Annotated in this window: 19 protein-coding genes and 2 pseudogenes; 6 read left to right on the top strand and 15 right to left on the bottom strand. The window is 70.2% G+C overall.

The window, feature by feature from the left end; all coding sequences use genetic code 11:
- A pseudogene (locus tag ALA01S_RS34800) lies at positions 1–130 on the top strand (4-hydroxyphenylpyruvate dioxygenase); the annotation flags it as partial.
- Between the two features lie 45 nt (positions 131–175).
- Here ALA01S_RS34800 and ALA01S_RS14800 read toward each other — a convergent pair.
- Positions 176–964, bottom strand: coding sequence for a DNA/RNA non-specific endonuclease (locus ALA01S_RS14800; RefSeq protein ID WP_084267583.1), 789 nt, complete (start codon positions 962–964; stop codon positions 176–178).
- 179 nt (positions 965–1143) lie between these two features.
- Complete coding sequence (locus ALA01S_RS14805) at positions 1144–2286, bottom strand: mechanosensitive ion channel family protein (protein ID WP_084267592.1); 1143 nt, start codon at positions 2284–2286, stop codon at positions 1144–1146.
- Between the two features lie 250 nt (positions 2287–2536).
- Here ALA01S_RS14805 and ALA01S_RS14810 point away from each other — a divergent pair, with 250 nt between their 5' ends.
- Positions 2537–3799, top strand: a complete 1263-nt coding sequence (locus tag ALA01S_RS14810; protein ID WP_157119027.1) for an NnrS family protein — start codon at positions 2537–2539, stop codon at positions 3797–3799.
- Between the two features lie 508 nt (positions 3800–4307).
- On the opposite strand, the gene ALA01S_RS14820 is transcribed toward ALA01S_RS14810, so the two are convergent.
- From ALA01S_RS14820 to nosZ, 6 genes and pseudogenes are all read right to left on the bottom strand, one after another.
- Complete coding sequence (locus ALA01S_RS14820) at positions 4308–4775, bottom strand: nitrous oxide reductase accessory protein NosL (protein WP_157119028.1); 468 nt, start codon at positions 4773–4775, stop codon at positions 4308–4310.
- A 53-nt stretch (positions 4776–4828) separates the two neighbouring features.
- Positions 4829–5644, bottom strand: coding sequence for an ABC transporter permease (locus ALA01S_RS14825; protein ID WP_066337665.1), 816 nt, complete (start codon positions 5642–5644; stop codon positions 4829–4831).
- 16 nt (positions 5645–5660) lie between these two features.
- Positions 5661–6650 (bottom strand): ABC transporter ATP-binding protein, encoded by a 990-nt coding sequence (locus tag ALA01S_RS14830; protein WP_084267584.1) that lies wholly within the window; start codon positions 6648–6650, stop codon positions 5661–5663.
- On the bottom strand, positions 6622–7893 hold the full coding sequence (locus tag ALA01S_RS14835; RefSeq protein ID WP_066337669.1) for a nitrous oxide reductase family maturation protein NosD: 1272 nt from the start codon (positions 7891–7893) through the stop codon (positions 6622–6624). Before ALA01S_RS14835 ends, ALA01S_RS14830 begins: the two co-directional genes overlap by 29 nt.
- 5 nt (positions 7894–7898) lie before the next feature.
- Positions 7899–10531: pseudogene (locus tag ALA01S_RS14845) on the bottom strand (4Fe-4S binding protein).
- A gap of 68 nt (positions 10532–10599) precedes the next feature.
- On the bottom strand, positions 10600–12528 hold the full coding sequence (gene nosZ / locus ALA01S_RS14850; RefSeq protein WP_373862997.1) for a TAT-dependent nitrous-oxide reductase: 1929 nt from the start codon (positions 12526–12528) through the stop codon (positions 10600–10602).
- Between the two features lie 222 nt (positions 12529–12750).
- Between nosZ and ALA01S_RS14855 the strand changes: the two genes are divergently transcribed.
- Positions 12751–13140 (top strand): c-type cytochrome, encoded by a 390-nt coding sequence (locus tag ALA01S_RS14855; RefSeq protein ID WP_066337681.1) that lies wholly within the window; start codon positions 12751–12753, stop codon positions 13138–13140.
- Positions 13141–13201: 61 nt separating this feature from the next.
- Entirely contained in the window at positions 13202–14245 is a 1044-nt protein-coding gene (locus tag ALA01S_RS14860; protein ID WP_066337685.1) for an FAD:protein FMN transferase, read from the top strand.
- 43 nt (positions 14246–14288) lie between these two features.
- Here ALA01S_RS14860 and ALA01S_RS14865 read toward each other — a convergent pair whose 3' ends face one another.
- From ALA01S_RS14865 to ALA01S_RS14895, 7 genes are all read right to left on the bottom strand, one after another.
- Positions 14289–15020, bottom strand: coding sequence for an ABC transporter ATP-binding protein (locus tag ALA01S_RS14865; RefSeq protein WP_084267586.1), 732 nt, complete (start codon positions 15018–15020; stop codon positions 14289–14291).
- Positions 15020–15796, bottom strand: a complete 777-nt coding sequence (locus ALA01S_RS14870) for an ABC transporter ATP-binding protein (RefSeq protein WP_066337686.1) — start codon at positions 15794–15796, stop codon at positions 15020–15022. The genes ALA01S_RS14865 and ALA01S_RS14870 overlap by 1 nt, the downstream gene beginning before the upstream one ends.
- Positions 15796–16815: a branched-chain amino acid ABC transporter permease gene (locus ALA01S_RS14875; protein ID WP_084267587.1), complete on the bottom strand. Its 1020-nt coding sequence runs from the start codon at positions 16813–16815 to the stop codon at positions 15796–15798. The genes ALA01S_RS14870 and ALA01S_RS14875 overlap by 1 nt, the downstream gene beginning before the upstream one ends.
- A 13-nt stretch (positions 16816–16828) precedes the next feature.
- Positions 16829–17710: a branched-chain amino acid ABC transporter permease gene (locus ALA01S_RS14880; RefSeq protein ID WP_066337687.1), complete on the bottom strand. Its 882-nt coding sequence runs from the start codon at positions 17708–17710 to the stop codon at positions 16829–16831.
- Positions 17711–17797: 87 nt separating this feature from the next.
- A complete protein-coding gene (locus tag ALA01S_RS14885; RefSeq protein ID WP_066337688.1) occupies positions 17798–18964 on the bottom strand; it encodes an ABC transporter substrate-binding protein in 1167 nt (388 codons plus the stop codon).
- Between the two features lie 157 nt (positions 18965–19121).
- On the bottom strand, positions 19122–20678 hold the full coding sequence (locus ALA01S_RS14890) for a benzoate-CoA ligase family protein (RefSeq protein WP_066337741.1): 1557 nt from the start codon (positions 20676–20678) through the stop codon (positions 19122–19124).
- A gap of 135 nt (positions 20679–20813) precedes the next feature.
- A complete protein-coding gene (locus tag ALA01S_RS14895; RefSeq protein WP_066337691.1) occupies positions 20814–21305 on the bottom strand; it encodes a 4-hydroxylaminobenzoate lyase in 492 nt (163 codons plus the stop codon).
- A gap of 141 nt (positions 21306–21446) precedes the next feature.
- On the opposite strand from ALA01S_RS14895, the gene ALA01S_RS14900 reads away from it, so the two are divergent.
- On the top strand, positions 21447–22364 hold the full coding sequence (locus tag ALA01S_RS14900) for a helix-turn-helix transcriptional regulator (RefSeq protein ID WP_066337692.1): 918 nt from the start codon (positions 21447–21449) through the stop codon (positions 22362–22364).
- Between the two features lie 167 nt (positions 22365–22531).
- Positions 22532–24211 carry a 2,3-epoxybenzoyl-CoA dihydrolase gene (boxC, locus tag ALA01S_RS14905; protein ID WP_066337694.1) on the top strand — a complete coding sequence of 560 codons (1680 nt, stop codon included), beginning with the start codon at positions 22532–22534 and terminating at the stop codon, positions 24209–24211.
- Positions 24212–24257 lie beyond the last annotated feature (46 nt).

Consider the following 24257-nt stretch of genomic DNA (forward strand, 5'->3'; position numbering starts at 1 on the left):
CCCGGTGTTCTTCGAGTTCATCCAGCGCAAGGGCGACGACGGCTTCGGCGAGGGCAACTTCAAGGCGCTGTTCGAGAGCATGGAGCGCGACCAGATCCGCCGCGGCGTGCTGGAGACGCAGGAGGCGTGATGCGCTTGGGCGGCCGGCGGCGCGGTGGGCGCCGGCCGCCGTTGCTCACGGTCCGGGCAGCACCCCCGGCAGGAACTCGATCCCCGTGCGATCCACCAGTTCCTTGTACGTGATGGGCGGCGCCACCTTGGCCTCGTTGCTGTTCTCCACCCAGTAGGCCCAGGCGCGGCGGGTGGAGGCGTCGTAGACCAGCTTGTAGAGGTAGCTGGGCACCCACACGCCGTCGCCGATGGTGCGCGGCTGGCGCTGGCGCGGGAACACCGGGCCGGTGAACACGTACACCGGGCCGGCGGCGCGCATCACGTAGCGGCGCGTGGACTTCTCGATCTCGGCCCAAGTGCGCTGGTTGTTGATGCGCGCCTGCGGCACCACGTTGGCCAGCGAGAAGGACTGCGCCATGGCCTGCGCCGTGGGCATGTTGGCCGCGGCGGCCATGTGGCCGCGGTCGTAGCCGCTGCCCTTGTAGTCCTCCAGCGTCGCGCGCTCGGCGCTGGGCAGGCGGGCGTCGGGGAAGAAGCGGTTGGTGCGCTCCTCGTCCTTGGCGTCCAGCAACTGCTCGCGGGTGAGCTTTTCCACCGTGTACAGCGGCGTCTTGCTGCGCCCGGAGTAGAGCGTGGCGAAGGCGTCGTAGCACAGCTCGCGCGTGGCGCCGGCCGGCACGGCCACGCGCGGCGGCTGCGCCGTCGGGAAGATGGCCTTGCACTGCTGGAAACCCTGGGCCTGCGCGAGCGTGGACAGCAGCGCCAGGCCCAGGGCCGGCAGCAGCCGCTTCGTGGATCTCAGGGGAAAGGACGACGGGGGGGTACTGCGGGGTACTGCGGGGAACAACAACATCGGGGGCGGCCGGTACGGCACCGCAAGGCGCCGCTGTGGGCGCCGACTGCAGATGGCGAAGAAGTGAGGACGGCCGCGAGCTTAAGGCCCGCGCCGGCCGCTCCCGGGACGCGTCGCGCGGGTGCGACGCCGCTTCTTCACGGCCGGCCTTGCGCCGGCACCGCCCCGGCCGCGCTGCTTCAGGGCAGCACGCGGCGCGGGCGCTGCGGCGCCTCGTCCGGGCGGGGCTGCGCCGCCAGCCGCGCTTCCAGCCCCGGCATCTGCAGCGTGCGGGTGGGGAAGGCGAAGTCCACGCCGAGCTGGCGGAACTCGCGCATCAGCGTCAGGTTGACGCGCTGCTGTATGTCCATGTAGAGGTTGTAGTCGGCCGACAGGACGAAATAGACCACCTCGTAGTCCAGCGAGCTGTCGCCGAAGGCCATGAAGTGGGCCCGGTCGAACTTGGTCTTGTCCTGCGACTCGATGGCGCGGCGCACGAGGGCCGGCACGGCCTCGGCCTGCTCCGGCGTGGCGCCGAAGCTCAGGCCGAACTTGAAGACCACGCGGCGCTTTTCCATGCGCTTGTAGTTGTTGATGGTCTGCTTGAGCAGCTCGGTGTTGGAGATGACGATCTGCTCGCCGCTGAGCGCGCGGATGCGTGTGGTTTTCAGCCCAACCTGCTCCACGCTGCCGGCCACGCCGGCGAGGGTGATGAAGTCGCCCACCTCGAACGGCTTGTCCACGGCGATGGACAGCGAGGCGAACAGGTCGCCCAGGATGTTCTGCACCGCCAGCGCCACGGCCACGCCGCCCACGCCGAGACTCGCCACCAGCGCCGTGATGTTCACCCCCAGGTTGGCCAGCATGGCCAGCAGCACCACGGCCCACAGCACCGTGCGCAGTGCCCAGCGCAGGAGCGTGGCGGAGGTGCTGACCTGCGTGGCCATGCCGCCCGCGCCATGGCGCTCCTCGTAGCGGCGCAGGCCGATGGCGATGGCGCGGTTGCCCCACAGGCCGAACTGCAGCGCCAGCGTGAGGAACCAGAGCTGGCTCACGCGCGTGCTCCAGCGCGCGGGCAAGTCCAGCATGGAGAGGCCGATGAGCAGCGCCGTCACCAGCAGCAGCGCGCGGCTGGTGCACTGCAGCAGGTCCACGAGCAAATCGTCGACGCGGTTGGTGGTGCGGTGCGCCACGGCGCTGGCGCGGCGGGTGAGGAAGCGCAGCGCCAGCCGCATGGCGATCCAGCTCGCCAGCGCCGCGGCCAGCGCCGTGGCCCAGCTCAGCGCCGAGGCGCCCAGGAACGTGGTGGTGGTGAACCCGTCGAAATCTGCCCAACCCGGCATGCCCAAGTGCTCCTTGTGTGCGGCCGCGCCCGCGCCGCTGGCGCAGGCGCGGCGGCGGTTTTCCGCGATTGCGGCACTGCAGCAAGGCGCGCACCCGGGGGTGGCGGCGCGTCGGGAAGGCCGTTGGCGAAGCGGCTTACCCCCTGCGGGCGCCATGGCATGGGACGCGGCGGCCGCCGTCGCCGGCACGCCCGCCTGGGCCTGATGCAGCTCAAGGCCGCGGCCGCCCTTGGGCGGCAGCCTGCGCGCCATGTCCTGCGTGTCCTCCTTGCCGCCGTCGTCCGCGGCGCGCCGCTCCTGGCATCCGCGCCATTGGCTTGCTTCGCCCGCCCGCCTGGGGTTCGTGGCCGGCGCCCTCGTGCTCGCCCTGGGCGCGCTGGGGTGGGCCGCCCGGCTGTGGTGGCCCGGCCCGGCGGGCCGCGTGCCCCTGGGCGCCGCGCATGCGCTGTGGGCGGCCTGGGGCTTCATGCCGCTGTTCGTTGCCGGCTTTCTCTGCACGGCCGGCGCGCGCTGGGTGCAGGCGCCGCCGGTGAAGGCCGCGGCGCTGCTGCCGGCGGTGGGCGCACAGCTCGCGGGCTGGCTGGTGTTCGGCCTCGCGCTGGCGGACGGCGGCGCGCAAGCCCCGCTGATGGCCGGCATGGGGCTGGCCTGTGTCGCGGCCGGCTGGAGCGGCGCCGTGCTGCGGCTGTGGCGGCTGCTGCGCGCGGGCGCGGCCCGCGGCGCGCAAGACCGGCTGCACCTGCGCCTGGCACTGGCGGGCTGCGCGTGGAGCGCGCTGCTGCTGGACGTGGCGGCGGGCGCCGTGGCGGCCGAGGCCTGGACGCTGGCGCGCGCGCTGGCGCATGTGGCGCTGTGGGGCGCGTTCGGCGTGGTCTACGCCGCGGCGCTGCACCGGCTGGTGCCGTTCATGGGCGACGCCGCGCCGCAACTGGATGCGCGCTGGCCCGCCTGGCTGCTGTGGTCGCTGGCGGGCGTGATGGCGCTGCAGGGCGTGCTGCGGGCGGTGGCGCTGCTGCTTGGGCCGCTGCCGGGCGTGCTGGACGCCACGGCCTCGCTGGCGCCTGGCGGGGCCGGCGTGCTGCTGCTGGGGTTGTGGACGCGCTGGCGCCGCCTGCCGGCGGTGCGCCAGCGCTTGCCGGCCATGCTGCTGCGCGGGGTGTTCTGGCTGGCGGTGGCGCTGCTGCTGTCGGCCCTGGGCGCGGCGGACGCGGCGCTGCACGCCTACACGCTGGGCTTCCTGGGCACGCTGCTGTTGGCCATGGCTTCACGCGTGGCCTGCGCGCAGATTGGGCGCGCGGTGGTGGTCGACGGGGTGCTGTGGGCGCTGTTCCACCTGCTGCAGGCCGCCGTGCTGGCGCGCGTGGCCTGGGGGCTGTGGCCCGCGGGGGCGACCTGGCTGCTGCCGGTGGCCGCGGGGGCCTGGGCCCTCGTGAGCCTGGTCTGGCTGCTGCGGTATGGGTGGTGGCTGGGGAGGGCGGCGCGTGAAACAGGCCGCCCAGGCGCCGGGTTGTAGGAGGCCCGCTGGCGGGCCGAACCGGCCTCTGAACCAGATGGGCTGCCGAGAGAGGCCCACGGCGCGGCGAGGCCGTTCGGCCCGCCAGCGGGCCTCCTACAAGGCCGGCGCATGGGGGTGGCTGCAAAGGGCCGTGATTGAAAGGCCGGTGCGCGAGGCCTGAGCGGACGCGTGAAAGCAGCCGTCAGCCGCTCAAGCTCCGCCTACTACTTCGTCATCCCCGCGAAGGCGGGGACCCAGGCGGTCCCACGCTTCAACGCAAGCAGAGAAGCAGGAAGCGCGGAGCCGAAAACGGTGCCATGCGCAACCACGTCGCTTGCGATCAGCTTGGGGACCGCCTGGGTTCCCGCCTTCGCGGGAATGACGAAATGGGGTGCGACGCCCCTTTGCTGCCGGGATGCCAAGCCCTTTCCAACTTTCCCCGGACAGCCGTGCGCCTTCACGAGCATGACGAAGCAGAGCGCACGGCGGGCGTTAGACGGTCTAACACCGTGTTTGCGGGGGGCAACTACATCTGCCGGTCGTGCTTCGCACCGCCGCACAGGTCCGCCATGTCGGGCGTCACTTCGGCGAACGCGTGCACCTTGCCGCCGAACTCGGCGGCGAATTTCCCCGCGTCGGCCTGGGCCGCGAAGCTGGCGAAGGTCGGCCCCATGGAGCCGTGGCGCTTGCTGCCGATCACGTAAAAGCCCTTGCGCGCGTCGAACCAGTGGCCGCGCGGCTCCTGCCAGTCGGCGCGGGCCATGTCCTGCGTGAACACGGCGCGCACCGCGCGCACCTGTTCCGGGCGCAACAGCGCGGAGAACATTTCGACGGTGTCGCAGAAGAAGACGGGCGCCGCGGCGTCGGCGTAGAACACCTGCGCCTTGGGGCCGGGGTAGTCGGACAGCAGCATGCCGTCGAAGTCGCAGGTGGTGCCGGGCACGATGTCCTGCGCCACCAGCGCGGGGGCGGAGTCGGCGCGGCTGCAGCCCATCAGGACCAGGGGCAGGCCGCAGGCGGCCAGGAGCAGGCTTCGGCGGGGGTACTTCACGGACGGAATCTCCAGGTAGCGATGGACAGTGGCGCGGCGATCCAGCCCAGCATCACCAGCGCCATCAGCCAGGGCTTGGCCAGCGCGGGCGGGACGATGCTGGAGAGGCCGTAGAGCGTGCGCACGTCGTCCAGTGAAAACACGTTGAGGATGCGGAACACGTCCGCCGGGTTGAGCAGCAGCGCCCAGGCGAACCAGTCGCCGCCGGCCTGCCCGCCGGTGAGCACCAGCAGGCCCAGCAGCACCAGGTCGAACACCAGGACGAAGAAGAACCACAGCGCGATGGCCAGGCCCGACGCGCGGGTGCGGTCGGCGGCGACCACGGAGAGCATCACGGCCAGGCTCAGGAAGGCCAGGCCCAGCAGCACCGAGCTGCCCATGAAGCCCAGGTACGGCCCAAGCGCCGCGCGCCCGGCCTGCGCGCCCAGCAGCAGCGCCGCCGCGCCGAAGCCGGCGATGGTGGACAGGCTCAGCGCCGCGGCCAGCCCCAGGTACTTGCCCAGCAGCAGCTCCAGCCGCGTGATGGGCAGCGCCAGCAGCAGGTCCAGCGAGCCGCGCTCGCGCTCGCCCACGATGGCGTCGAAGCCCAGCAGCAGGGCGATCAGCGGGATCAGGTAGATCACCAGGCTCACCAGGCTGGCGATGGTGAACTCGATGTTGCGCAGGCCGACGGCGCCTTGCTGCGCGCCGCCGAAGTAGGCGATGACCAGCGCGAAGGCCGTGAACACCAGCGCGATGGCCAGCACCCAGCGGTTGCGCAGCCGGTCGCGCAGCTCCTTGTGCGCGATGGTCAGGACTTGTGCGAATTCCATGGCGGCGCTCCTCGCTTCAGTGCGCCAGGCCGAAGAACACGTCTTCCAGCGAGGGCTCGTGCAACTGCAGGTCCAGCACCGCGCCGCGCAGGCCGGCCAGCGCCGCCAGCACGGCCATCTTGGCCTCGCGCGCGCAGCGGGCCGTGGCTTGCAAGCCCTGCCAGGACAGGCCCTCCAGCGGCAGCGCGCACAGCGCCTGGCGCACCGCCTCGCGGCCGGACTCGGCCACGCGCAGCTCCAGCCGCAGCGGCAGCGCCAGGCCCTCGCGCAGGCTTTGCACGCTGCCCTGCGCCGTGATGCGGCCGCTGGTGAGGATGGCCAGGCGGTCCACCCGGTCCTGCAGCTCGGCCAGGATGTGGGAGGTGATGACCAGGGTCACGCCCTCGTCGCTGAGCTCGCGCAGCGTGGCGTGGAAGGCGCGTATGGCCTCCGGGTCCAGCCCCGTGGTGGGCTCGTCCAGGAACAGCACCTGCGGCTTGCCCAAGAGCGCCTGCGCGAAGCCCAGGCGCTGGCGCATGCCCTTGCTGTAGCCGCGCACCGCGCGCTGCCCGGCGTGTCCCAGGCCCACGCGGGCCAGCGCGGCGCTGCACTCGCTCTGGGCCACGCCCTTGAGGCGGGCCATGAAGCGCAGCGTCTCCAGGCCGCTGAGGTTGTCGTAGAGCACCACGTTTTCCGGCAGGTAGCCGATGCCGCGGCGCACGGCGCGAAAGCCGCGCCCGCTCACCGGTGCGCCCTGCACCAGGATCTCGCCGGCCGTGGGCGCGAGCAGGCCCAGCATCATCTTGAAGAGGGTGCTCTTGCCCGCGCCGTTGTGGCCTATGAGGCCCAGCACCTCGCCGCGGCGCACGTCCAGATCGACGCCGTCCACGGCGCGCACGGCGCCGTACTGCTTGACCACGCCGCGCAGGGTGATGGCGCTGTCGCCGGCCAGCGACGGGCGTGATGCCGCAACCGGCGCCGCGCCGGCCAAGCCGGCCTCAGGGTTCGAGAGGGGACTGCTTGCCATTCCATTCATTCCAGTTCGGGTGCGCGGGGTGCATGCGGGGCTTGGGGTCCACCACGCCGGGCACGCGCAGCAGCGGGAACTGCTGGCCCACCAGGCGCAGCGCCTGCACCGCGGGGCTGGCCAGCAGCAGCCGCGCCGCGGGGTGGCGCCACACCAGGCGGTCCACCAGATCGTTGGCCTCGTAGCGCACGTCGCCCAGGCCGTCGCCGTCGCGGTCCCAGCCCAGGTAGTTGCTCCAGTGGTTGCCGCTTTGCGCGCCCCAGGTCTCGTCCTTGGCGCCGACGTAGCGCACCTGCTCGCGGTTGCCCACGAAATCGTTGCCCTCGACGCGGTTGCGGGTGGAACCGGCCGAGAGGTGCACGCCCACCTGGTTGTCCACCACGAGGTTGCCCTTGAGCTGGGCGTACTCCACGTCGTAGATGAAGAAGCCGCGGGCGTTGCCGGCCACGACGTTGTTCTCGATCACCGAGTCCTGCAGCGTGCGCAGCATGATCCCGTGGTCGGTGTTGCCCCAGGCGCGGTTGTTGCGCACGACCTGGTCGCGCACCTCCATGAGCGCCAGGCCGCCGCGGTTGCGGTAGCTGTCGTTGTCCTCCCACAGGTTGTGGTAGGAGTTCATGTAGTGCGTGCCGTAGCGGCTGTGGTGCAGCCGGTTGGCGCGGAAGACGGCGTGGTGCGAGACGTCCACGTACAGCGCGTCGCGCACGAAGCTGATGTGGTTGCCCACGATCTGCGCGCCGGTGGTGTTGTAGAGCTGCACGCCGTTGCCGCGCTGCGAGGAGGCGTAGTCGCGCTTGCCGACGATGAGGTTGTGCTCCACGCGCACGCCGTCGGCCTTCTCGATCCACAGGCCGAAGAGGTTGTAGACGAGGTCGCAGCGCCGCACGGCCGCGCGGTGCGAGCCCGGCGCGACGTAGATGCCCGCGTTCTGCTTCAGCAGGCTGTCCCCGGAGTCGCGGACGATCAAGCCTTCGAGGGTGACGTCCGGGGCGGCGATGCGGATGGTGTCGCCCTGCTGGCCGCCGCTGACCGTGGGGCGCTGCAGGCCGCGCAACGTCAGCGGCTTGCTGATCAACAGCTGGCCGGCGTAGAAGCCGCGCTCGATCTCGACGACGTCGCCGGCGGCGGCGCGGTCCAGCACGGGCTGTATGGATTGGCCGGGATGCACGGTCCAGGTGGCGGCGTGCAGGGCCAGCGGCAGCAGCAGCGCCGGCAGGGCCAGCAGGGCGCGCAGGCGGCGCATCGCGTTCATGCCGGCGTCACCAGCACGCCCGCGGCCTTGAGCGCCAGGAACAGCGCCGCGCCCATGAGCAGGTTCTTGAAGCCGACGTAGCAGAGCATGTCCATCACGTTGGCGCGGCGAAAGCGCCGGCCCCACCACGGGCCGTCCTTGACGTAGCGCTTGGCGTTGAGGCGGATGAGCACCTCGTACACGCTCCAGCCGAACCACCAGGCGATGAGCGCGCCCGCGCGCAGCTCGCCCAGGGCGCCCAGCACCCAGGCCAGGCTGGCCGCCAGGGCCAGCGCGATGCCGGCCGCGCGCAGCGCCAGGTTGGGCGCGGCCACGCCGCGGCGCCAGGGCCACAGGTGGTCCCAGGCTTCGGCGGCCCAGCGGGCGCCCAAGCCGGTGCCCGTGGCGAGGAAGGGCGGCTCCACCGGGTCGGTGGGCATGCGGGGATCGACCATGGCGTTCAGCTCCTGGCGGCCGGGCCCTGGGCCGGCGCTGCGGACACGACGGGCACGATGGGGATGAAGTGGCCGTCGCGGCCCACGGGCGTCAGCGGCAGGCCCTCGCGCTCGCGGCGCTTTCTCTCCTTGGCCAGCGGCGGGCAGGCGTGGGTGTCGGTGTAGAGCACCATGCAGTCCAGGCAGTGCAGGCACTCGCGGTGGTCGATGCGGCCGTCGGCGTCTATGGCCTGCGCGCCGCAGCCCACGGCGCAGGCCTTGCAACTGCTGCACGCCTGCTTGCGGCGCAGGCCGAACCAGCGGAACGTGGACGGCATGGACAGCGCCGCGCCCAGCGGGCACAGGTACTTGCAGAAGGGCCGCTCCACGAAGAGGGACAGCCCCAGCAGGCTGGCCGCGAACAGCGTGTACGGCCAGGCGCGCTGGCCCCAGCCGACGAGGAAGGTGGTCTTGAACGGCTCCACCTCGGCCAGCTTCTCGGCCAGGCCCATGGAGAACATGGACACGGCCAGCAGGCCGAAGAACACGCCGTACTTGACCCACTTGAGCTTGTCGTGCAGCGCGCGGGGCAGCTGGCGCTGGAAGCGCTTCAAGCCCAGGGCGCCGCCGAGCTTGTACAGCGCCTCCGACAGCGAGCCGAAGGGGCACAGCCAGCCGCAGAACAGGCCGCGGCCCCAGACGAAGACCGTGACGATGATGAAGATCCAGAACAGGAAGATGAACGGATCGCTCAGGAACAGCGCCCAGGTCCAGTGGAACAGCAGCGCGTGGAACCAGGTCAGCACCTGCGTCACCGAGGGCTGCGCCATGGCGCCGAAGCCCACGAAGCCGATGCTCAGGCCCCAGGCCGAGTACTTGAAGGCGTTGACGGGCCACTTGTTCTTGCGCGTGGCGCGGCGGGTGAGCTGGTCGCGCAGCGCATAGGCCGTGGCCACGGCCACCAGCAGCGCGGCGAAGAGGGCGATGTCCCGTGCGCGCGCCTTCCACACCTTGACCCAGGGCGCGGCGGGCTCGTCCACCTGCGGGCGGCCGCCCTGCAGCACGCCGTCCGGCAGCCAGTAGGGCGTCTCGAAGTTGGCGAAGCTGCGCGTGCCGGTGGCGCGGTCCACGCGGTTGCCCAGGAAATTGAGCTTCCACGGGTAGGCGGCCGAGAAGGCCGGCGAGCGGACGATGAAGATGGCCGACTCGCCGTAGGCCGGCGCGCCGGCGGCGGCCAGGCCGTACAGGGGCATGTAGTCCAGGTCGCGGAAGGTGAAGGTGTCCATGCCCTGGCGCACCTGCACGCGGTCGTAGAGGCCGCCGCGCACGAAGCCAGAGCCCTTGAACGATTCGGCGCCGCCGGTGCGGATCACGAACAGCGCCTGCTCGCCCGACTTGAGCTGCTCCATCACCCGCTGCCAGCCCGCGGGGCCCAGCAGCGAGCGGCCGGCCTCGGGCGGGTTGAGCAGGCCGAACCAGAGCTCTATGAAGGGCGCGCCGCTCTTGCCGTCCAGGCCCACCTGCTGCGGCGAGACCACCAGGCGCTGCACCAGGCCCTCGCGCGCCAGCGCCGCCCAGTCCAGGCGGCGGCCCGCGTCGGTGAAGGTGGCCTGCGGGCGCACCACGGGCGCGAGGATGCCGGTCTGGCGCGCCACCGCGGCCCCCGAGGCCAGCATGACCTGGTTCTGCGCGATCACGGTGACGGTGGCGCCGGAGATGGCGTCCAGGCCGATGACGCCCTCGTCGGGGCGCGAGCGGCCGATTTCTATGTTGTCGCCGACGAACTTGCCCAGGTACTGGTCGTTGAATTTCGTCAGCGCCGACTCCGGGATGCCCAGCAGCAGGATGGGCTCGGAGTGCTTGAGCACCTTCACGCCGGTGAAGCGGCCCTTGACGTCCATGCCGATCAGCGTGACGACCGGCTTGCCGGAGTAGGCCGGCGTGTCGGTGATGTCGGTGGACAGCATCACGTAGCCCAGCAGCTTCTTGTGCCCCTGGGCGTCCGCGTAGGCCTCGACGTAGGGCGGCTGGCCCTTGCGCTCGGAAAAGGACGTGGCGCCGGGGAACACCTCGGCGCAGGGCGCGAAGTCGCACAGGCGCGGGCCGTGGATGCCGGCGGGCAGCTCGGCCTCGTAGGCGGTGGCCCACAGCGGCGGTGCGTTGAGCAGCGCCGCGGCCAGCGCCACGAGGCGCAGCAGGAGTGACAGGAGCTTCATGGGCGGGGGCAAGGGCCCGCCACCCGGCGGCCCGGGAGACGGGCCGCCGGGGTGCGGGCGGGCGGCCGTCAGGCCTCGACGATCATGCGCGTGCGCATCTCCAGGTGCAGGGCGTGGCAGAAGTGGGTGCAGTAGCACCAGTACACGCCCGGCTTGCCGGCGGTGAAGGTCACCGACTTGGTTTCCTGCGGATTGACGATGAAGTTGACGTTGTGGTTCGGGATGGCGAAGCCGTGCGTCAGGTCTTCCACCTTGTCGAGGTTGGTCAGGAAGAGCGTGACCTCGTCGCCGGACTTCACCTTGAACTCGCGCATGCTGAAGGCCGGGGCCTGCGACACCATGCGCACGGTGACCTTCTTGCCCTTGCGCGTGAGGCCGCCGTCGGCCGCGCTCTTGACGGCCTGCGGGTGGTCGTCGAGGTTGTAGATCTGCTTGGGCTTGATGATGTCGCGGCGGAAGATGATGAAGTCGTGCGGTTCGCCGCGCACCGGGTGGTCGGCCAGCAGCACCATCTTCTCGCCGGAGATGTCGATGAACTGCTCGTTCTCCGGGTGCAGCGGGCCCACGGGCAGGAAGCGGTCCTTGGAGAACTTGCAGCCCACGGCGAGGTACTTGCCGTCGGCGCTCTTGGTCTCGGAGTGCGTGGCGTTGAGGTGGCCGGGCTGGTATTGCACGTCCACGCGGTCCACCACGTACTTGGCGTTCTTGTCGCCGTTGTGGAACTTGATGGCGGCGTCCACGTTCCACTTCACGACCTGGCTGTCCAGGAACAGCGTGGTGTAGGCGTTGCCGCGGCCGTCGAAGGCGGTGTGCAGCGGCCCCAGGCCCAGCTCGACTTCGGCGACGATGGCCTGGTCGATCTTCTCCAGCTTGCCGTCGAACCAGTCCAGCACCTTGGCCAGCTCGATGACGGTGCCCGTGGGCGAGAGCTTGCCGGCGCAGATGAAGTACTTGCCGTCGGGGCTGGCGTTGACGCCGTGGGGGTTCTTGGGAACGCTCACGTAGGCGGTGAGGGCGGTCTTGGGGTCCGCGTTGGCGTCGCGGGTGCCGTCCACCACGGGCACCTTGGAGTCGCCGATGGTCTTGAACTTGCCGGCCTTCACCGCGGCCTCGATGCGCGCGACGTTGAAGAAGAGGCAGGCGTCGCGCTCGGCGGACATCATGTCCTCGTACTTGACGCCGTTCTCGGTGTTGTACTGGTTGGTGGCGGCGAGCTTGCCGTCGTAGGAGGTGGCCACCAGGTCGCAGTTGCCGTCGATGAGCACCTGCCAGCGCAGCTGCATGCTCTCGGCGTCCACGCAGCTGAAGATGGCGCGGTACTTCTCGGGCTTGTCGATGTCGGCGGCGCTCAGCGGGATGTGGAACTCGCTGCCGCAGAACACGCGCGTGGTGTAGTTGACGGCCTCATCGACCGGGTCGCGCTTGTCGGGGAAGATGCCGTGGAAGCCCTGGGCGTTGGGCAGCTCGGTGATCTTGTCGCAGGTGAAGGTGTCCAGCCGCACGCGGGCGATGCGGGCGTTGATCTTGTCGTTGATCCAGGCGTAGCGGCCGTCGTAGTCGCCGTCCTTGTACGAGGCGTGGGTGTGGTGGGTGTCGGCCACCGTGTACTTCAGGCTGCCGTCGGCCTTGCGGCCCATGATGTCCTTGGACTCGTTGGTGATGCCCCAGCCCACCAGCGCGTCCGGGACGAACACGGGAATGCGCGTGATCTCGCGCCCCGAGGGCAGGCCCAGCACGCGCATGTCGCCGGTGTGGCCGCCGCTCCAGAGGCCGTAGTAGGAGTCCAGCTCGCCGGGCTTGAGGTGAATGCTGCCCGCGCCCTCGCCGGGGTTGGGCTGCGCGTGCGGCGCGCTGGCCTGGGCCGTGGCGGCGGGCGCGGAGGCCGGCTTGTCGGAACAGGCGGCCATGCCCACGCCGGCCAGGCCGGCGGCAGCGGCGGTGTTCAGGAAGCGGCGGCGGGCCAGGCCGGTTTCGGCGCCCGCCGGTTTCTTTTTCAAGCCCATGTCCATGGAAATTTCCTTAAACCAGTTCAAGTTTCTTGCGGCGTAGATTAAATATTGCCTTCACGCCGACGTTTCTCCATTCAGGCAGGGCGGATGATTCAGAGTGAGGCTGATTTTCGATTTGCGTTAGATCAAGGCCGAGTGAAAGCGTGTGCTTTTCGATGAAGGCCTGATTCTAGAATTTGCCCGTCGAAATCAAGCTTTACGGGATTTTCCATGAAACATATGGGATTGGGTCTGGCCGTGTGCGCCCTGGCGATATTGGCAGCCTGCGGCCAGAAGGAGAGCGCCCCGGCGCCCACGCCCGTGGCCGCCGCCCCGGCACCGGTGGCCGCGCCTGCACCGGCGGAGAACCCGCTGGGCAAGAAGGTGTTCGGCAGCACCTGCGCCATGTGCCACAGCGCCGGCGTGGCCGGCGCGCCCAAGCCGGGTGACAAGGACGACTGGGGCCCGCGCATCGCCCAGGGCGTGGACACGCTCTACAAGCACGCGCTGGAGGGGTTCAACGGCGCCAAGGGCCAGATGCCGCCGCGCGGCGGCAACACGGCGCTCAAGGACGACGAGGTCAAGGCCGCCGTGGACTACATGGTCGCGGCTTCGCGCTGAGCGCTTGCGATTCGGCGGATGCATTATGAATCAAAGGTTTGCATGCGCTACCGCGGTCCGTGTGCCCGCGCCCGGCCTGGCCGACCCGCAGCGCCGCCGGCTGGCGCTGGGCGCTGCCGCGCTGGCGCTGGGCGGCTGCGTGGCGGCCTGGCCACGGCGCGCGGCGGCCTTGGCCCGGCATGAGGACGTCCGCCTGCGCGAGTCGCGCGAGCTCATGGGCACGCGCGTGGACATCGCCGCCGCCTCGCCGGACGCAGCCCAGCTGCGTCCGGCCCTGGACGCCGCCTTCGCGCGCATGGCCGCGCTCGCGGCCGAGATGAGCCACTACGAGGCCACCAGCCGCGTGGGCGCCATCGCACTGTCGGCCGGTATTCAGCCCGTGCCTATTTCCAAAGAACTATTGACAGTTCTGGAAATGGGGCAATCGGTGGCGAGAAATAGCGGCGGCGCCTTCGACATGACGGTTGGCACGCTGGGTTTGTGGCATTTTGATGCCGGCCATCCACAAATGCCGGCGCCGTCCCACATATACAGCCATCTGGCGTCGGTGGGATATAGTCACTTGGTAGTAGATCGCCACAGGCAAATGGCCTATTTGCCCAAGCGCGGCATGCGGCTGGATTTGGGGGGTATTGCCAAGCTGTATATCCTGCGCGAAGGCTTGAATATGTTGCGCGGGCAGGGGCTGCAATCCGCGCTCATCAACGGCGGGGGCGACGTGCTGGCCATGAGCGCGCCCGCGGCGCCGCCGTGGCGCGTGGGCGTGCGCGACCCGCGCCAGCCGCAACGGCTGCTGGGGGCTTTGGAGCTGAGGGACGGCTTCGTCGCCTCCTCGGGCGATTACGAGCGCTGCTTCGTGCGCGACGGGCGGCGCTACCACCATGTCATCGATCCCAAGACCGGCTACCCGGCGCAGGGGCCCCACGGCGTGACGCTGGTCTCACACGACCTGGAAGCCGTCAACGGCCTGGGCGCCGCAGCCATGGTGCTTGGGCGCGATGCGCTGCCGCTGATCCGGCATGCCGGCGTGGAGGCTTTGATCGCCCACCGGGACGGCGAGCTGTGGATGACGGCGGGGATGCGGGGGCGGTTGCAGGCGGTGTGAATCGCCGCCCGGTTGCTCCACCCTCTCAAGCAACGTACAAGTTTCAAACGCCAAGGTATCGGTGCAGCGCCGCCTCGTCCTTGGCCAGCGCGGCGGAGGGGCCTTCCAGCACGACGCGCCCCTTTTCCAGCACCACGCAGCGGTCGGTGTGGGTCAGCACCTTGCGGAAGTCGCGGTCCACGACCAGCGAGGCGATGCCGCTGGCGCGGATCAGGCCGATGACGCGCCAGATCTCGGCCACCACCAGCGGCGCCAGGCCCTCGGTGGCCTCGTCCAGGATCATCAGCTCGGGGTTGGTCATGAGCGCCCGCCCAATGGCCATCATCTGCTGCTCGCCGCCGGAGAGCTGGCCGCCGCCGTGGTCCAGCCGCTCGGCCAGGCGCGGAAAGGTCTTGAGCACGCGCTCCAGCGTCCACTCCCGCTGCCCGCGCGTGCCGGGGCGGGCAGCCATCACCAGGTTCTCGCGCACGCTGAGGTTGGGAAACACGCCGCGGCCCTCCGGCACGTAGCCGATGCCCAAACGCGCGATGCGCTCCGTGGGCTGCCCCGTCATGTCGCGCCCGGCCACGCTCACACGGCCGCCGCTGGCGCGCACCTGGCCCAGCAGGGTGCGAATGAACGTCGTCTTGCCCATGCCGTTGCGGCCCAGCAGGCCGACGGCCTCGCCGCGCGCGATGCGCAGCGCCACGCCCTGCAGCACGTGGCTCTGGCCGTAGTGGGCGTGCAAGTCACTGGCTTCCAGCAGGACGTCTTGGGAAGGCTGTGCGGCGCTCATCAGTGACTCTCTCCGAGGTAGGCGATCTGCACTTCGCGGTTGGAGCGCACCGCCGCCGGCGTGTCGCTGGCGATGACGCGGCCGTTGACCATCACGGTGATGCGGTCGGCCACGCGGAAGACGGCGTCCATGTCGTGCTCCACCAGCAGGATGGCGTGCTCGCTTTTCAGCTCTCCCAGCAGCGCCAGCATGCGCTCGGTTTCCTCCGCACCCATGCCGGCCAGCGGCTCGTCCAGCAGCAGCACCTTCGGAGCCGTCGCCAGGCACATGGCGATCTCCAGCTGGCGCTTTTGCCCGTGCGAGAGCGCGCCGGCGATGCGCCCGGCCTGCGCGGTGAGGCCCGCCTTGCGCAGCGCCTCCTCGGCCGCCGCCTGGCTGGAGGCGCAGCGCTGCGCGGGCGTCCACCAGTCCCAGGCCCGCTGCCAGCGCGATTGCGCGGCGAGGCGACAGTTCTCGCGCACGGTGAAGTTCACGAAGATGGTGTTGCGCTGGTAGGAGCGGCCCAGGCCGGCGCGGGCGCGCCTGGGCTGGCTCCAGCCGGTGGCGTCCTGGCCCATGAGCAGCACGCGGCCCTCGCTGGGCGGGATCTCGCCGGAGAGCAGGTTGATCAGCGTGGACTTGCCCGCGCCGTTGGTGCCGATGACGGCATGCAGGCTGCCGCGCTCCAGCGTGAGCGAGACGCCGTCCACGGCTTTCAGGCCGCCGAAGCGGCGCGAGACCTCCTTGGCCACGAGCAGCGCGTCCGTGGCTGCGCCCGGGTTCATGACGGCGGCCATCACTGGGCCTCCTTGCGATTGAACAGGCCCACGAGCCCGTGCGGCAGCAGCGCGACGAAGGCGATGATGGTCAGGCCCAGCGAGAGCTGCCAGTGCTTGGCGAAGGCGCCGAAGATCGCTTCGGACTGGTAGAGCTCCTGCAGCAGCGTGAAGGCGAGCGCCCCGAGCAGCGCGCCGCGCAGGTGGCCCAGGCCGCCCAGGATGATCATCAGCAGCACCGCGCCGCTGTGGTGCCAGGACAGGATTTCCGGGTTCACGAAGCCGTCCTTGAGCGCGTACAGAAAGCCGGCCAGCCCGGCCAGCGAGGCCGACAGCACGAAGGCCGCCAGCTTGTACGGATAGGTGGCGAAGCCCGCGGCGCGCATGCGCTGCTCGTTGGCCTTGATCCCGGCCAGCGCCCGCCCAAAGCGGCTGCGCAGCAGCAGCGCCAGCAAGGCGAACGTGGCGGCCAGGCAGCCCAGGACGAAGTAGTAGTAGGTGTGGCCCGTGTCCAGGTCCAGGAGCTGGAAATCGCCCAACTTCACTTCAGGCTTGAAGTAGAGATAAATGCCGTCGCTGCCGCCGCCCAACGGCGTGTCGTGTGCGACGAAGTAGGCCATCTGCGCAAAGGCCAGCGTGATCATGATGAAGTACACGCCCTTGGTGCGCAGCGACAGCGCGCCCACCGCCAGCGCGTACAACCCCGCCGCGCCCATGGACGCCGGCAGCAGCCACCACAGCGAGGCGCCGCCGGCCTGCGGCGTCAGCAGCGCCGCCACGTAGGCGCCTATGCCGAAGAAGCCGGCATGGCCGAAGCACACGAGGCCGGTCTGCCCAACCAGCAGCTCCAGGCTGAGGGCGAACAGCGCCAGGATCATGATCTTCATCGTCAGCTCGACGTAGAAGCCGGAGAGCCCCAGCGGCAGCAGCGCCAGCACGGCAAAGCCCAGCAGCACGGGCAAGGCCTTGAGCGAGCGCCGCGGGGCCGGCGCCGCCGCCTGGGCCGAAGCGGGCAGGGCGGACAAGGTGGTGGTATTCATGCTCGTCTCCAACTCAACCGGCCTTGAACAGCCCCTCGGGCTTCCACAGCAGCATCAGCGCCATCAGCACGTACACCGCCAGCCCGGCGGCGGACGGGAACAGCACCTTGCCGAAGGTGTCCACGAGGCCCACCAGCAGCGCCGCCACCAGCGCGCCCTTGATGGAGCCTATGCCGCCGATGACCACCACCACGAAGCACACGATGAGCACGCCCGCGCCCATGTTGGGATACACGCTGGAGACGGGCGCCGCGATCATCCCGGCCAGGGCGGCCAGCGCCACGCCCAGCGCGAACACGATGCGGTAGAGCAGCCGGATGTTCACGCCCATGGCGCGCGCCATCTCGCGGTTGCTGGCCCCCGCGCGAATGCGCATGCCCAGCCGCGTGCGCGTGATCAGCGCCCACATGCCCACGGCCACGGCGATGCACACGGCGGAGATGAAGAGGCGGTAGACGGGATAGGTCATGACGTCGCCCAGGGGGATGGACCCGGAAAGCCAGTCCGGCGGCTGCACGCCGTACACGTCGTTGCCCACCACGATGGAGCGCAGCTCCTCGAACACGAGGATCAGCCCGTAGGTCATGAGCACCTGCTGCAGGTGCTCGCGCTCGTAGAGGTAGCTGAAGAACACCCACTCCAGCACGTAGCCAAGCAGCACGGACAGCACCATGCCCACCAGCAGCGTGGTGAAGAAGCCGCCGCCCAGCGTCTGGTTGACCCAGGGCGCCAGCGCGTAGGCCATGTAGGCGCCGATCATGTAGAAGCTGCCGTGGGCCAGGTTGATCACGCCCATGATCCCGAAGATCAGCGTGAGGCCCGAGGCCACGAGAAACAGCAGCAGCCCGTACTGCACGGCGTTGAGGCACTGGATGAGGAAGGTCGCGAGGTCCATGCGGCGCCCCTTCAAGGCCCGCGGCGCGGGCCGCGGGCGGGTACTTCAAGAACAAGGGCCCTTGCCGGGCCCTGGTCGCTCAGGCGATCACAGCTTGCAGCCGCGCCCCGGGTCGGCCAGCGCCTTCACGGCGATGCCTATGCTCTTGTTCTCCTTGCCCTCGACCTTGCGCAGGTAGAAATCCTGCACCGGGTTGTTGTTCTTGGCGATGGTGAAGGGGCCGCGCGGGCTGTCTATCTTGGCCGCTTTGAGCGCGGCGCCGAACTCGGCCTTCTTGCTCACGTCGCCCTTCACCGCGTTCAGGCCCACGCCCAGCATCTGCGCGGCGTCATACCCCTGCACGGCATACACGTCAGGCTGCAGCTTGAATGCCTTGGCATAGGCCAATCTGAAAGCGTTGTCGCGCGGGGTGTTGAGCCCGTCGGCGTAGTGCAGCGTGGTCAGCAGCCCCTGGGCGGCGTCGCCCTGGGCTTCCAGCGTGCCGTCGGTGAGGAAGCCGGCGCCATAGAGCGGGATGGTCTTGTTGAGCCCCGCGGCGGCGTAGTCCTTGACGAACTTCACCGCGCCGCCGCCGGCAAAGAAGGTGTAGACGGCGTCGGGCTTGGCCGCGGCGATCTCGGTGAGCAGCGCCTGGAACTCGACGTTGGGGAAGGGCAGGTTCAATTGCTTGACGACTTGGCCGCCGCCCTTTTCGAACGCCTCCTTGAAGCCGGCCACCGACTCGTCGCCCGCGGCGTACTTCCAGGTGATGGTGATGGCCTTCTTGTGCCCGCGCTTGGCCGCCACGTCGCCCATGGCGTAGGCCGGTTGCCAGTTGGAAAACGAGCTGCGGAAGATGTTGGGCGCGCACATGGGGCCGGTGACGGCATCCGCCCCGGCGTTGGGGACGATGAGCAGCGTGTTGCTCTCCCGGGCCGCCTTGGCCATGGCCATGGCCACGCCGGAGTGCACGGTGCCGATGATCACGTCCACCTGGTCGCGCTTGATGAGCTTGTTGACGTTGTCGGTGGCCTTGGAGGGGTCGGACTCGTCGTCCACCTTGAGGAACTCGATCTCCCGCCCGGCAAGCTTGCCGCCTTGCTCCTGCACGTAGAGCCGAAAGCCGTTCTCGATGGCGCTGCCCAGCGCCGCGTAGGTGCCGGTGTAGGGCAGCATGAAGCCGACTTTCAGCTTGGCGCCCGCCTGGGCCCAGGCCGGCGGCGCCGCCAGCAGGGCGGCCGCGGCCAGGGCGCCCAAGGTGTGGGTGAAGGTCATGGCGTCGTCTCCTTGAGGTGTGTGTCGTGATGAAGCTGCCGGAGGGCGGGGGACGCCGCCGGGGCTTCGATGGTCCAAAGCGCGGCGGGCAGCGTCCAGCGGGGGAACTCCGCATGCAGCCGGCCGCCCAACGCGCCGCTCATGCCGGCCGTCCCGCCTACTGGGCCGCCTCGCGCTCGCGCAGCCTGAAGCGCTGGATCTTGCCGGTAGCGGTCTTGGGCAACTCGGTGAGGAACACGACCTGGCGCGGGTACTTGTGGGGCGCCAGTTGTTCCTTGACGAAGCCTTTCAGGGTCTCGGCCAGGGCGTCGCCCGCATCGCGCGGGTCCTTGAGGACGACGAAAGCCTTGGCGCGGGTGAGGCCGTGGTCGTCCGGCACGCCGATGACGGCGGCTTCCAGCACGGCGGGGTGCTGCATGAGCGTGGACTCCACTTCGAAGGGCGACACGTACTGGCCGCTGACCTTGAGCATGTCGTCGCTGCGGCCGGCGTAGACGTAGTAGCCCTCGGCGTCGCGGATGTACTTGTCGCCGCTGCGCGTCCAGGTGCCCTGGAAGGTGTCGCGGCTCTTGTCGCGGTTGCTCCAGTACATCAGCGCCGCGCTTGGGCCGCGGATGTAGAGGTCGCCCACCTGGTCGGCGCCCGCGATGACGGCGCCGGCCTCGTCGCGCAGCTCCACCTCGTAGCCCTCCACCGGCTTGCCGCTGGTGCCGTAGCGCACGTCGCCGGGCCGGTTGGAGAGGTAGATGTGCAGCATCTCGGTGGAGCCGATGCCGTCGATGATGTCGGCGCCAAAGCGCGCCTTGAATTTTTCACCGATCTCGCGCGGCAGCGCCTCGCCTGCGGACGAGCACAGCCGCAGCGCCACCTGGGCGCGCGTTGGGCAGTTGGGCGCGGCCAGCATGCCGGCGTAGCCCGTGGGCGCGCCGAAGAAGACGGTTGGGCGCTGCGCCAACCAGCGCTTGAACACCGCGTCCGGCGTGGGCCGCTCGGCCATCAGCACCGTGGTGGCGCCCACCGACAGCGGAAAGCTCAGCGCGTTGCCCAGGCCGTAGGCGAAGAAGAGCTTGGCGGCGCTGAAGCACACGTCGTCCTCCCGCAGCCCAAGTACCGGGCGCGCGTAGAGCTCGGCCGTCCAGTACAGGTTGCCGTGGGTGTGCACCGTGCCCTTTGGGCGGCCGGTGGAGCCGGAGGAGTACAGCCAGAAGCCGATGTCGTCGGCCAGCGTGTCGGCGCACTTGGGCGCGGGCACCTGCCCGGTGAGCCAGGCGTCGAAGTCCAGCGCGCCCGCGGGCAGGGTGCTGCCGCACGACACCACCAGGTGCTGCAGCTCGTGCGGGCCGCGCTCCAGGGCCGCCTGCAGCGTGGGCAGCAGCGCGCCGGAGACCAGCGCGGCCTGCGCACGGCTGTGGCCCAGCATGTAGGCGTAGTCGTCGGCCGTGAGCAGCGTGTTCACCGCCACGGGCACCACGCCGGCGTACAGGCAGCCCAGGAAGGCCACGGGCCAGTGCAGCCCGTCGTGCATGAGCAGCAGCACGCGCTCCTCGCGGCGCAGGCCCAGGCCGGCCAGGCCCGCGGCGACGCGGCGCACCTGCTCGGCCAGCTCGCCGTAGCTCAGGCGGGCCTGGTCTTCGACATAGGCGGCCTTGGCGCTGCGGCCCTCGTTGCGCGTGATGAGGTGCTGCGCAAAGTTGAAGCGCGCGGGCGGCGGCATGGGGTGGGCCATGGTGTCTCCTCGGTGTCTTGGGCTTCGAACCGTCCGTCGGCCGGCGCCTCTGGTGGGCGCGTCGTGCCGCGGCCGGTGGTGTGGCGGCGCGTGTGGCGTGGTGGGTTGCCGCCAGTCGCCGCCTCAGGCGGCGGCGCGGCTGAACTCGATGGCGCCTTGCGGCAGCAGGTACAGCACCAGCGCGCGCCCGCCGCTCACGGTGGGCCGATGTGCGCTGCCGGGCGGGTAAACCTTCCAGCCGGCGCCCTGGCCGTCGAAGCGGGCGCTGCCGCCCGCGGTGCCGTCGCCCTGAATGGGCATGACCAGGTCGATTTCGCCCTGGGGATGCACGTGGTGAGGGCCGGCCAGGTTGTCCATGTCCACCACGTCCACGGAAAAGCCGTGCGTCGCCGGCCCGTGCTTGATGACGCGGCCCCAGCGGATGCCGTCGTTCTCGCGGCTGCACATCCAGCCCGCGGCGATGGCCTGGCGGCAGGCCTCGAAAATCGCCTCGTACACCGGGCTGCCGGCCGGGTGCTCGGCGTTGAGCCGCGCGGCCAGGGCCTCGTCCACAGCCTGGCCCTGCAGCGAGGCCGTCAGCGAGGCGACCAAGTCCTGGAAGCGTTCGGGTGTCATGGTCAGCTTGTCGTCCGCGAGGGTTTGTTCCGTCTCCGGGCGAACCCCGGTTGTTGAACTAAAGTGCATGGCTGAAAGTTAGCGACACCCTTGCTGCAGGTCAAGCAATATAGTGCATCAGCCGGGTAAACACCGACCGCCATGGACACCTCCACTGCCCACCCCCACAAAGACCTGAACACCGAGCGCGCGGAGGTCCAGCGCGAGCCTTTCCTGGTGGCGCTGGGCGAGCGCGTGCGCTCGCTGCGCGCCCGCAAGGGTCTGACGAGGCGGGCGCTGGCGCTGGCCAGCGACGTGTCCGAGCGCCACCTCGCCAACCTGGAGCTGGGCGTGGGCAATGCCTCGGTGCTGGTGCTGCGCCAGGTGGCGCGCGCGCTGGACTGCGAGCTGGTCGATCTGCTCAGCGACGAGGGCGCCAACGCGCCGGAGCGGCTGCTCATCCGCGAGCTGCTGCGCGGGCGCAGCGACGACGAGCTGCGCCGCGCCCGCCTGGCGCTGACCGAGCTGTACGGCCAGGCCGGCCCCGCGGACGCGCGCACGGCGCGCATCGCGCTGGTGGGCCTGCGCGGCGCGGGCAAATCCACGCTGGGGCAGATGCTGGCCGACGATCTCAACGTGCCCTTCGTCGAGCTCAACCGCGAGATCGAGCGCGTGGCCGGCTGCGGCTTGGGGGAAATCCACAACCTGCTGGGGCCGACCGCCTACCGCCGCTACGAGCGCCGTGCGCTGGAGGAGGCCATTCAGCTCTACCCGGATGCCGTCATCGCCACGCCGGGCGGGCTGGTGTCCGACCCGGCCACGCTCAACCTGCTGCTGTCGCACTGCTACACGGTGTGGCTGCGCGCCACGCCGCAGGAGCACATGAGCCGCGTCATCGAGCAGGGCGACCTGCGGCCCATGGCCGGCAACCAGGAAGCCATGGACGACCTGCGCCGCATCCTCGACGGCCGCGCCGCCTTCTACGGCAAGGCCGACCTGAGCTTCGACACCAGCGGCAAGGCCTTGGGCGAGGCCTACGGCGGCCTGCGCCAGGCGCTGCGGCAGCAAGCCGGCCGCTGAAGCGCGGCCAGGGCGGCGCGGCATGGGGCCAGTGCTCGGTGTTTTCCCGGTGATATGCACTAAAATGCTTGTGCTGAGTTGACTTGGATCAGTGATGCACTATCATGCTTTGCATCCGCTCTGCATGATGTTGCACATCCGAACCGCCGGGTGGCCAAGGAGACAAGATGAACGCTGCTGTTGCCGACACGGCTCAAGTCGACCGGGTTGACTACCAGATCGAACCCTCGCAATACCGGCACTGGTCTTTGCGCACCGAGGGCGCCATCGCGACGCTGACGCTGGACATCGACGAAAACGGCGGCCTGCGCCCGGGCTACAAGTTAAAGCTCAACAGCTACGACCTGGGGGTGGATGTCGAGCTCAACGATGCGCTCAACCGCATCCGTTTCGAGCATCCCGAGGTGCGCAGCGTCATCGTCACCAGCGCCAAGGACCGCATCTTCTGCTCCGGCGCCAACATCTTCATGCTGGGCGTCTCCAGCCACGCGTGGAAGGTGAACTTCTGCAAGTTCACCAACGAGACGCGCAACGGCATGGAGGATTCCAGCGCCCACTCCGGCCTGAAGTTCATCGCCGCCGTGAACGGCGCCTGCGCCGGCGGGGGCTACGAGCTGGCGCTGGCCTGCGACGAGATCATCCTGGTGGACGACCGATCCTCCGCCGTGAGCCTGCCGGAAGTGCCGCTGCTGGGCGTGCTGCCCGGCACCGGGGGCCTTACCCGCGTCACCGACAAGCGCAAGGTGCGCCACGACCTGGCCGACATCTTCTGCACCACCACCGAGGGCGTGCGCGGCCAGAAGGCCAAGGACTGGCGCCTGGTGGACCATGTGGCCAAGCCGGCCCAGTTCGCGCAGAAGGTGCATGAGCGGGCCCAGGCGCTGGCCGAGCAGAGCGACCGGCCGGCCGGCGCCCAGGGCGTGCCACTGCGGCCGCTGCAGCGGCTGATCGAGGCTGACGCGCTGCGCTACGGCTTCGTCGCGGTGGAGATCGACCGTGCCAAGCGCGCCGCCACGTTCACCGTCAAGGCGCCTGGTGCCGACCAGCCGCGCGACGTGGCCGGCATAGAGGCCGCGGGCGTCGATTGGTGGCCGCTGCAGATGGCGCGTGAGCTGGACGACGCCATCCTCTCCATGCGCACCAATGAGCCGGACATCGGCACCTGGCTGCTCAAGACCGAGGGCGACGCGCAGGCGGTGCTGGCGGCCGACGCCACGCTGCGCGAGCACCAGCAGCACTGGCTGGTGCGCGAAACCACGGGCCTGCTGCGCCGCGTGTTCTCGCGGCTGGACGTGTCTTCCCGCACGCTGTTCGCGCTGGTCGAGCCGGGCTCCTGCTTCGCCGGGCTGCTGCTGGAGCTGGCGCTGGCCGGCGACCGCAGCTACATGCTGGCGCTGCCGGACGACGAGGCGGCGGCGCCGCGCATCGTTGCCACCGAATCCAATTTCGGCCTGTTCCCCATGGCCACGGGCCAGTCCCGCCTGGGCCGGCGTTTTTATGACGAGGCGCCCGCGCTGGACGCCGTGCGGGCCCGCTTGAGCCAGCCGCTGGACGCCGATGCCGCCTTTGCCCTGGGCCTGGTGACCTCCAACCCCGACGACATCGATTGGGCCGACGAGGTGCGCCTGGCCATCGAGGAGCGCGCGGCCATGTCGCCGGACGCGCTCACGGGCCTGGAAGCCAACCTGCGCTTCAACGGCCCGGAGACCATGTTCACCCGCATCTTCGGCCGGCTCACCGCCTGGCAGAACTGGATCTTCCAGCGGCCCAACGCCGTGGGCGACAAGGGCGCGCTCAAGGTCTACGGCAAGGGCGAAAAGGCCCAGTTCGACCTGAACCGCGTTTGATCCCGCCCTGACGACGCCGCGACGACGCCACCACAACGAGCTCCAG

Source organism: Azohydromonas lata NBRC 102462 (genome assembly GCF_001571085.1).
Classification (GTDB): domain Bacteria; phylum Pseudomonadota; class Gammaproteobacteria; order Burkholderiales; family Burkholderiaceae_C; genus Azohydromonas; species Azohydromonas lata.

Excerpts from the sequence above, each read along its gene's own strand:
- ALA01S_RS14800 (WP_084267583.1), bottom strand. The coding sequence starts at position 964 with ATGTTGTTGTTCCCCGCAGTACCCCGCAGTACCCCCCCGTCGTCCTTT.
- ALA01S_RS14805 (WP_084267592.1), bottom strand. The coding sequence starts at position 2,286 with ATGCCGGGTTGGGCAGATTTCGACGGGTTCACCACCACCACGTTCCTG.
- ALA01S_RS14810 (WP_157119027.1), top strand. The coding sequence starts at position 2,537 with ATGTCCTGCGTGTCCTCCTTGCCGCCGTCGTCCGCGGCGCGCCGCTCC.
- ALA01S_RS14820 (WP_157119028.1), bottom strand. The coding sequence starts at position 4,775 with ATGGGCTGCAGCCGCGCCGACTCCGCCCCCGCGCTGGTGGCGCAGGAC.
- ALA01S_RS14825 (WP_066337665.1), bottom strand. The coding sequence starts at position 5,644 with ATGGAATTCGCACAAGTCCTGACCATCGCGCACAAGGAGCTGCGCGAC.
- ALA01S_RS14830 (WP_084267584.1), bottom strand. The coding sequence starts at position 6,650 with ATGGCAAGCAGTCCCCTCTCGAACCCTGAGGCCGGCTTGGCCGGCGCG.
- ALA01S_RS14835 (WP_066337669.1), bottom strand. The coding sequence starts at position 7,893 with ATGCGCCGCCTGCGCGCCCTGCTGGCCCTGCCGGCGCTGCTGCTGCCG.
- ALA01S_RS14855 (WP_066337681.1), top strand. The coding sequence starts at position 12,751 with ATGAAACATATGGGATTGGGTCTGGCCGTGTGCGCCCTGGCGATATTG.
- ALA01S_RS14865 (WP_084267586.1), bottom strand. The coding sequence starts at position 15,020 with ATGAGCGCCGCACAGCCTTCCCAAGACGTCCTGCTGGAAGCCAGTGAC.
- ALA01S_RS14870 (WP_066337686.1), bottom strand. The coding sequence starts at position 15,796 with ATGGCCGCCGTCATGAACCCGGGCGCAGCCACGGACGCGCTGCTCGTG.
- ALA01S_RS14875 (WP_084267587.1), bottom strand. The coding sequence starts at position 16,815 with ATGAATACCACCACCTTGTCCGCCCTGCCCGCTTCGGCCCAGGCGGCG.
- ALA01S_RS14880 (WP_066337687.1), bottom strand. The coding sequence starts at position 17,710 with ATGGACCTCGCGACCTTCCTCATCCAGTGCCTCAACGCCGTGCAGTAC.
- ALA01S_RS14885 (WP_066337688.1), bottom strand. The coding sequence starts at position 18,964 with ATGACCTTCACCCACACCTTGGGCGCCCTGGCCGCGGCCGCCCTGCTG.
- ALA01S_RS14890 (WP_066337741.1), bottom strand. The coding sequence starts at position 20,678 with ATGCCGCCGCCCGCGCGCTTCAACTTTGCGCAGCACCTCATCACGCGC.
- ALA01S_RS14895 (WP_066337691.1), bottom strand. The coding sequence starts at position 21,305 with ATGACACCCGAACGCTTCCAGGACTTGGTCGCCTCGCTGACGGCCTCG.
- ALA01S_RS14900 (WP_066337692.1), top strand. The coding sequence starts at position 21,447 with ATGGACACCTCCACTGCCCACCCCCACAAAGACCTGAACACCGAGCGC.
- boxC (WP_066337694.1), top strand. The coding sequence starts at position 22,532 with ATGAACGCTGCTGTTGCCGACACGGCTCAAGTCGACCGGGTTGACTAC.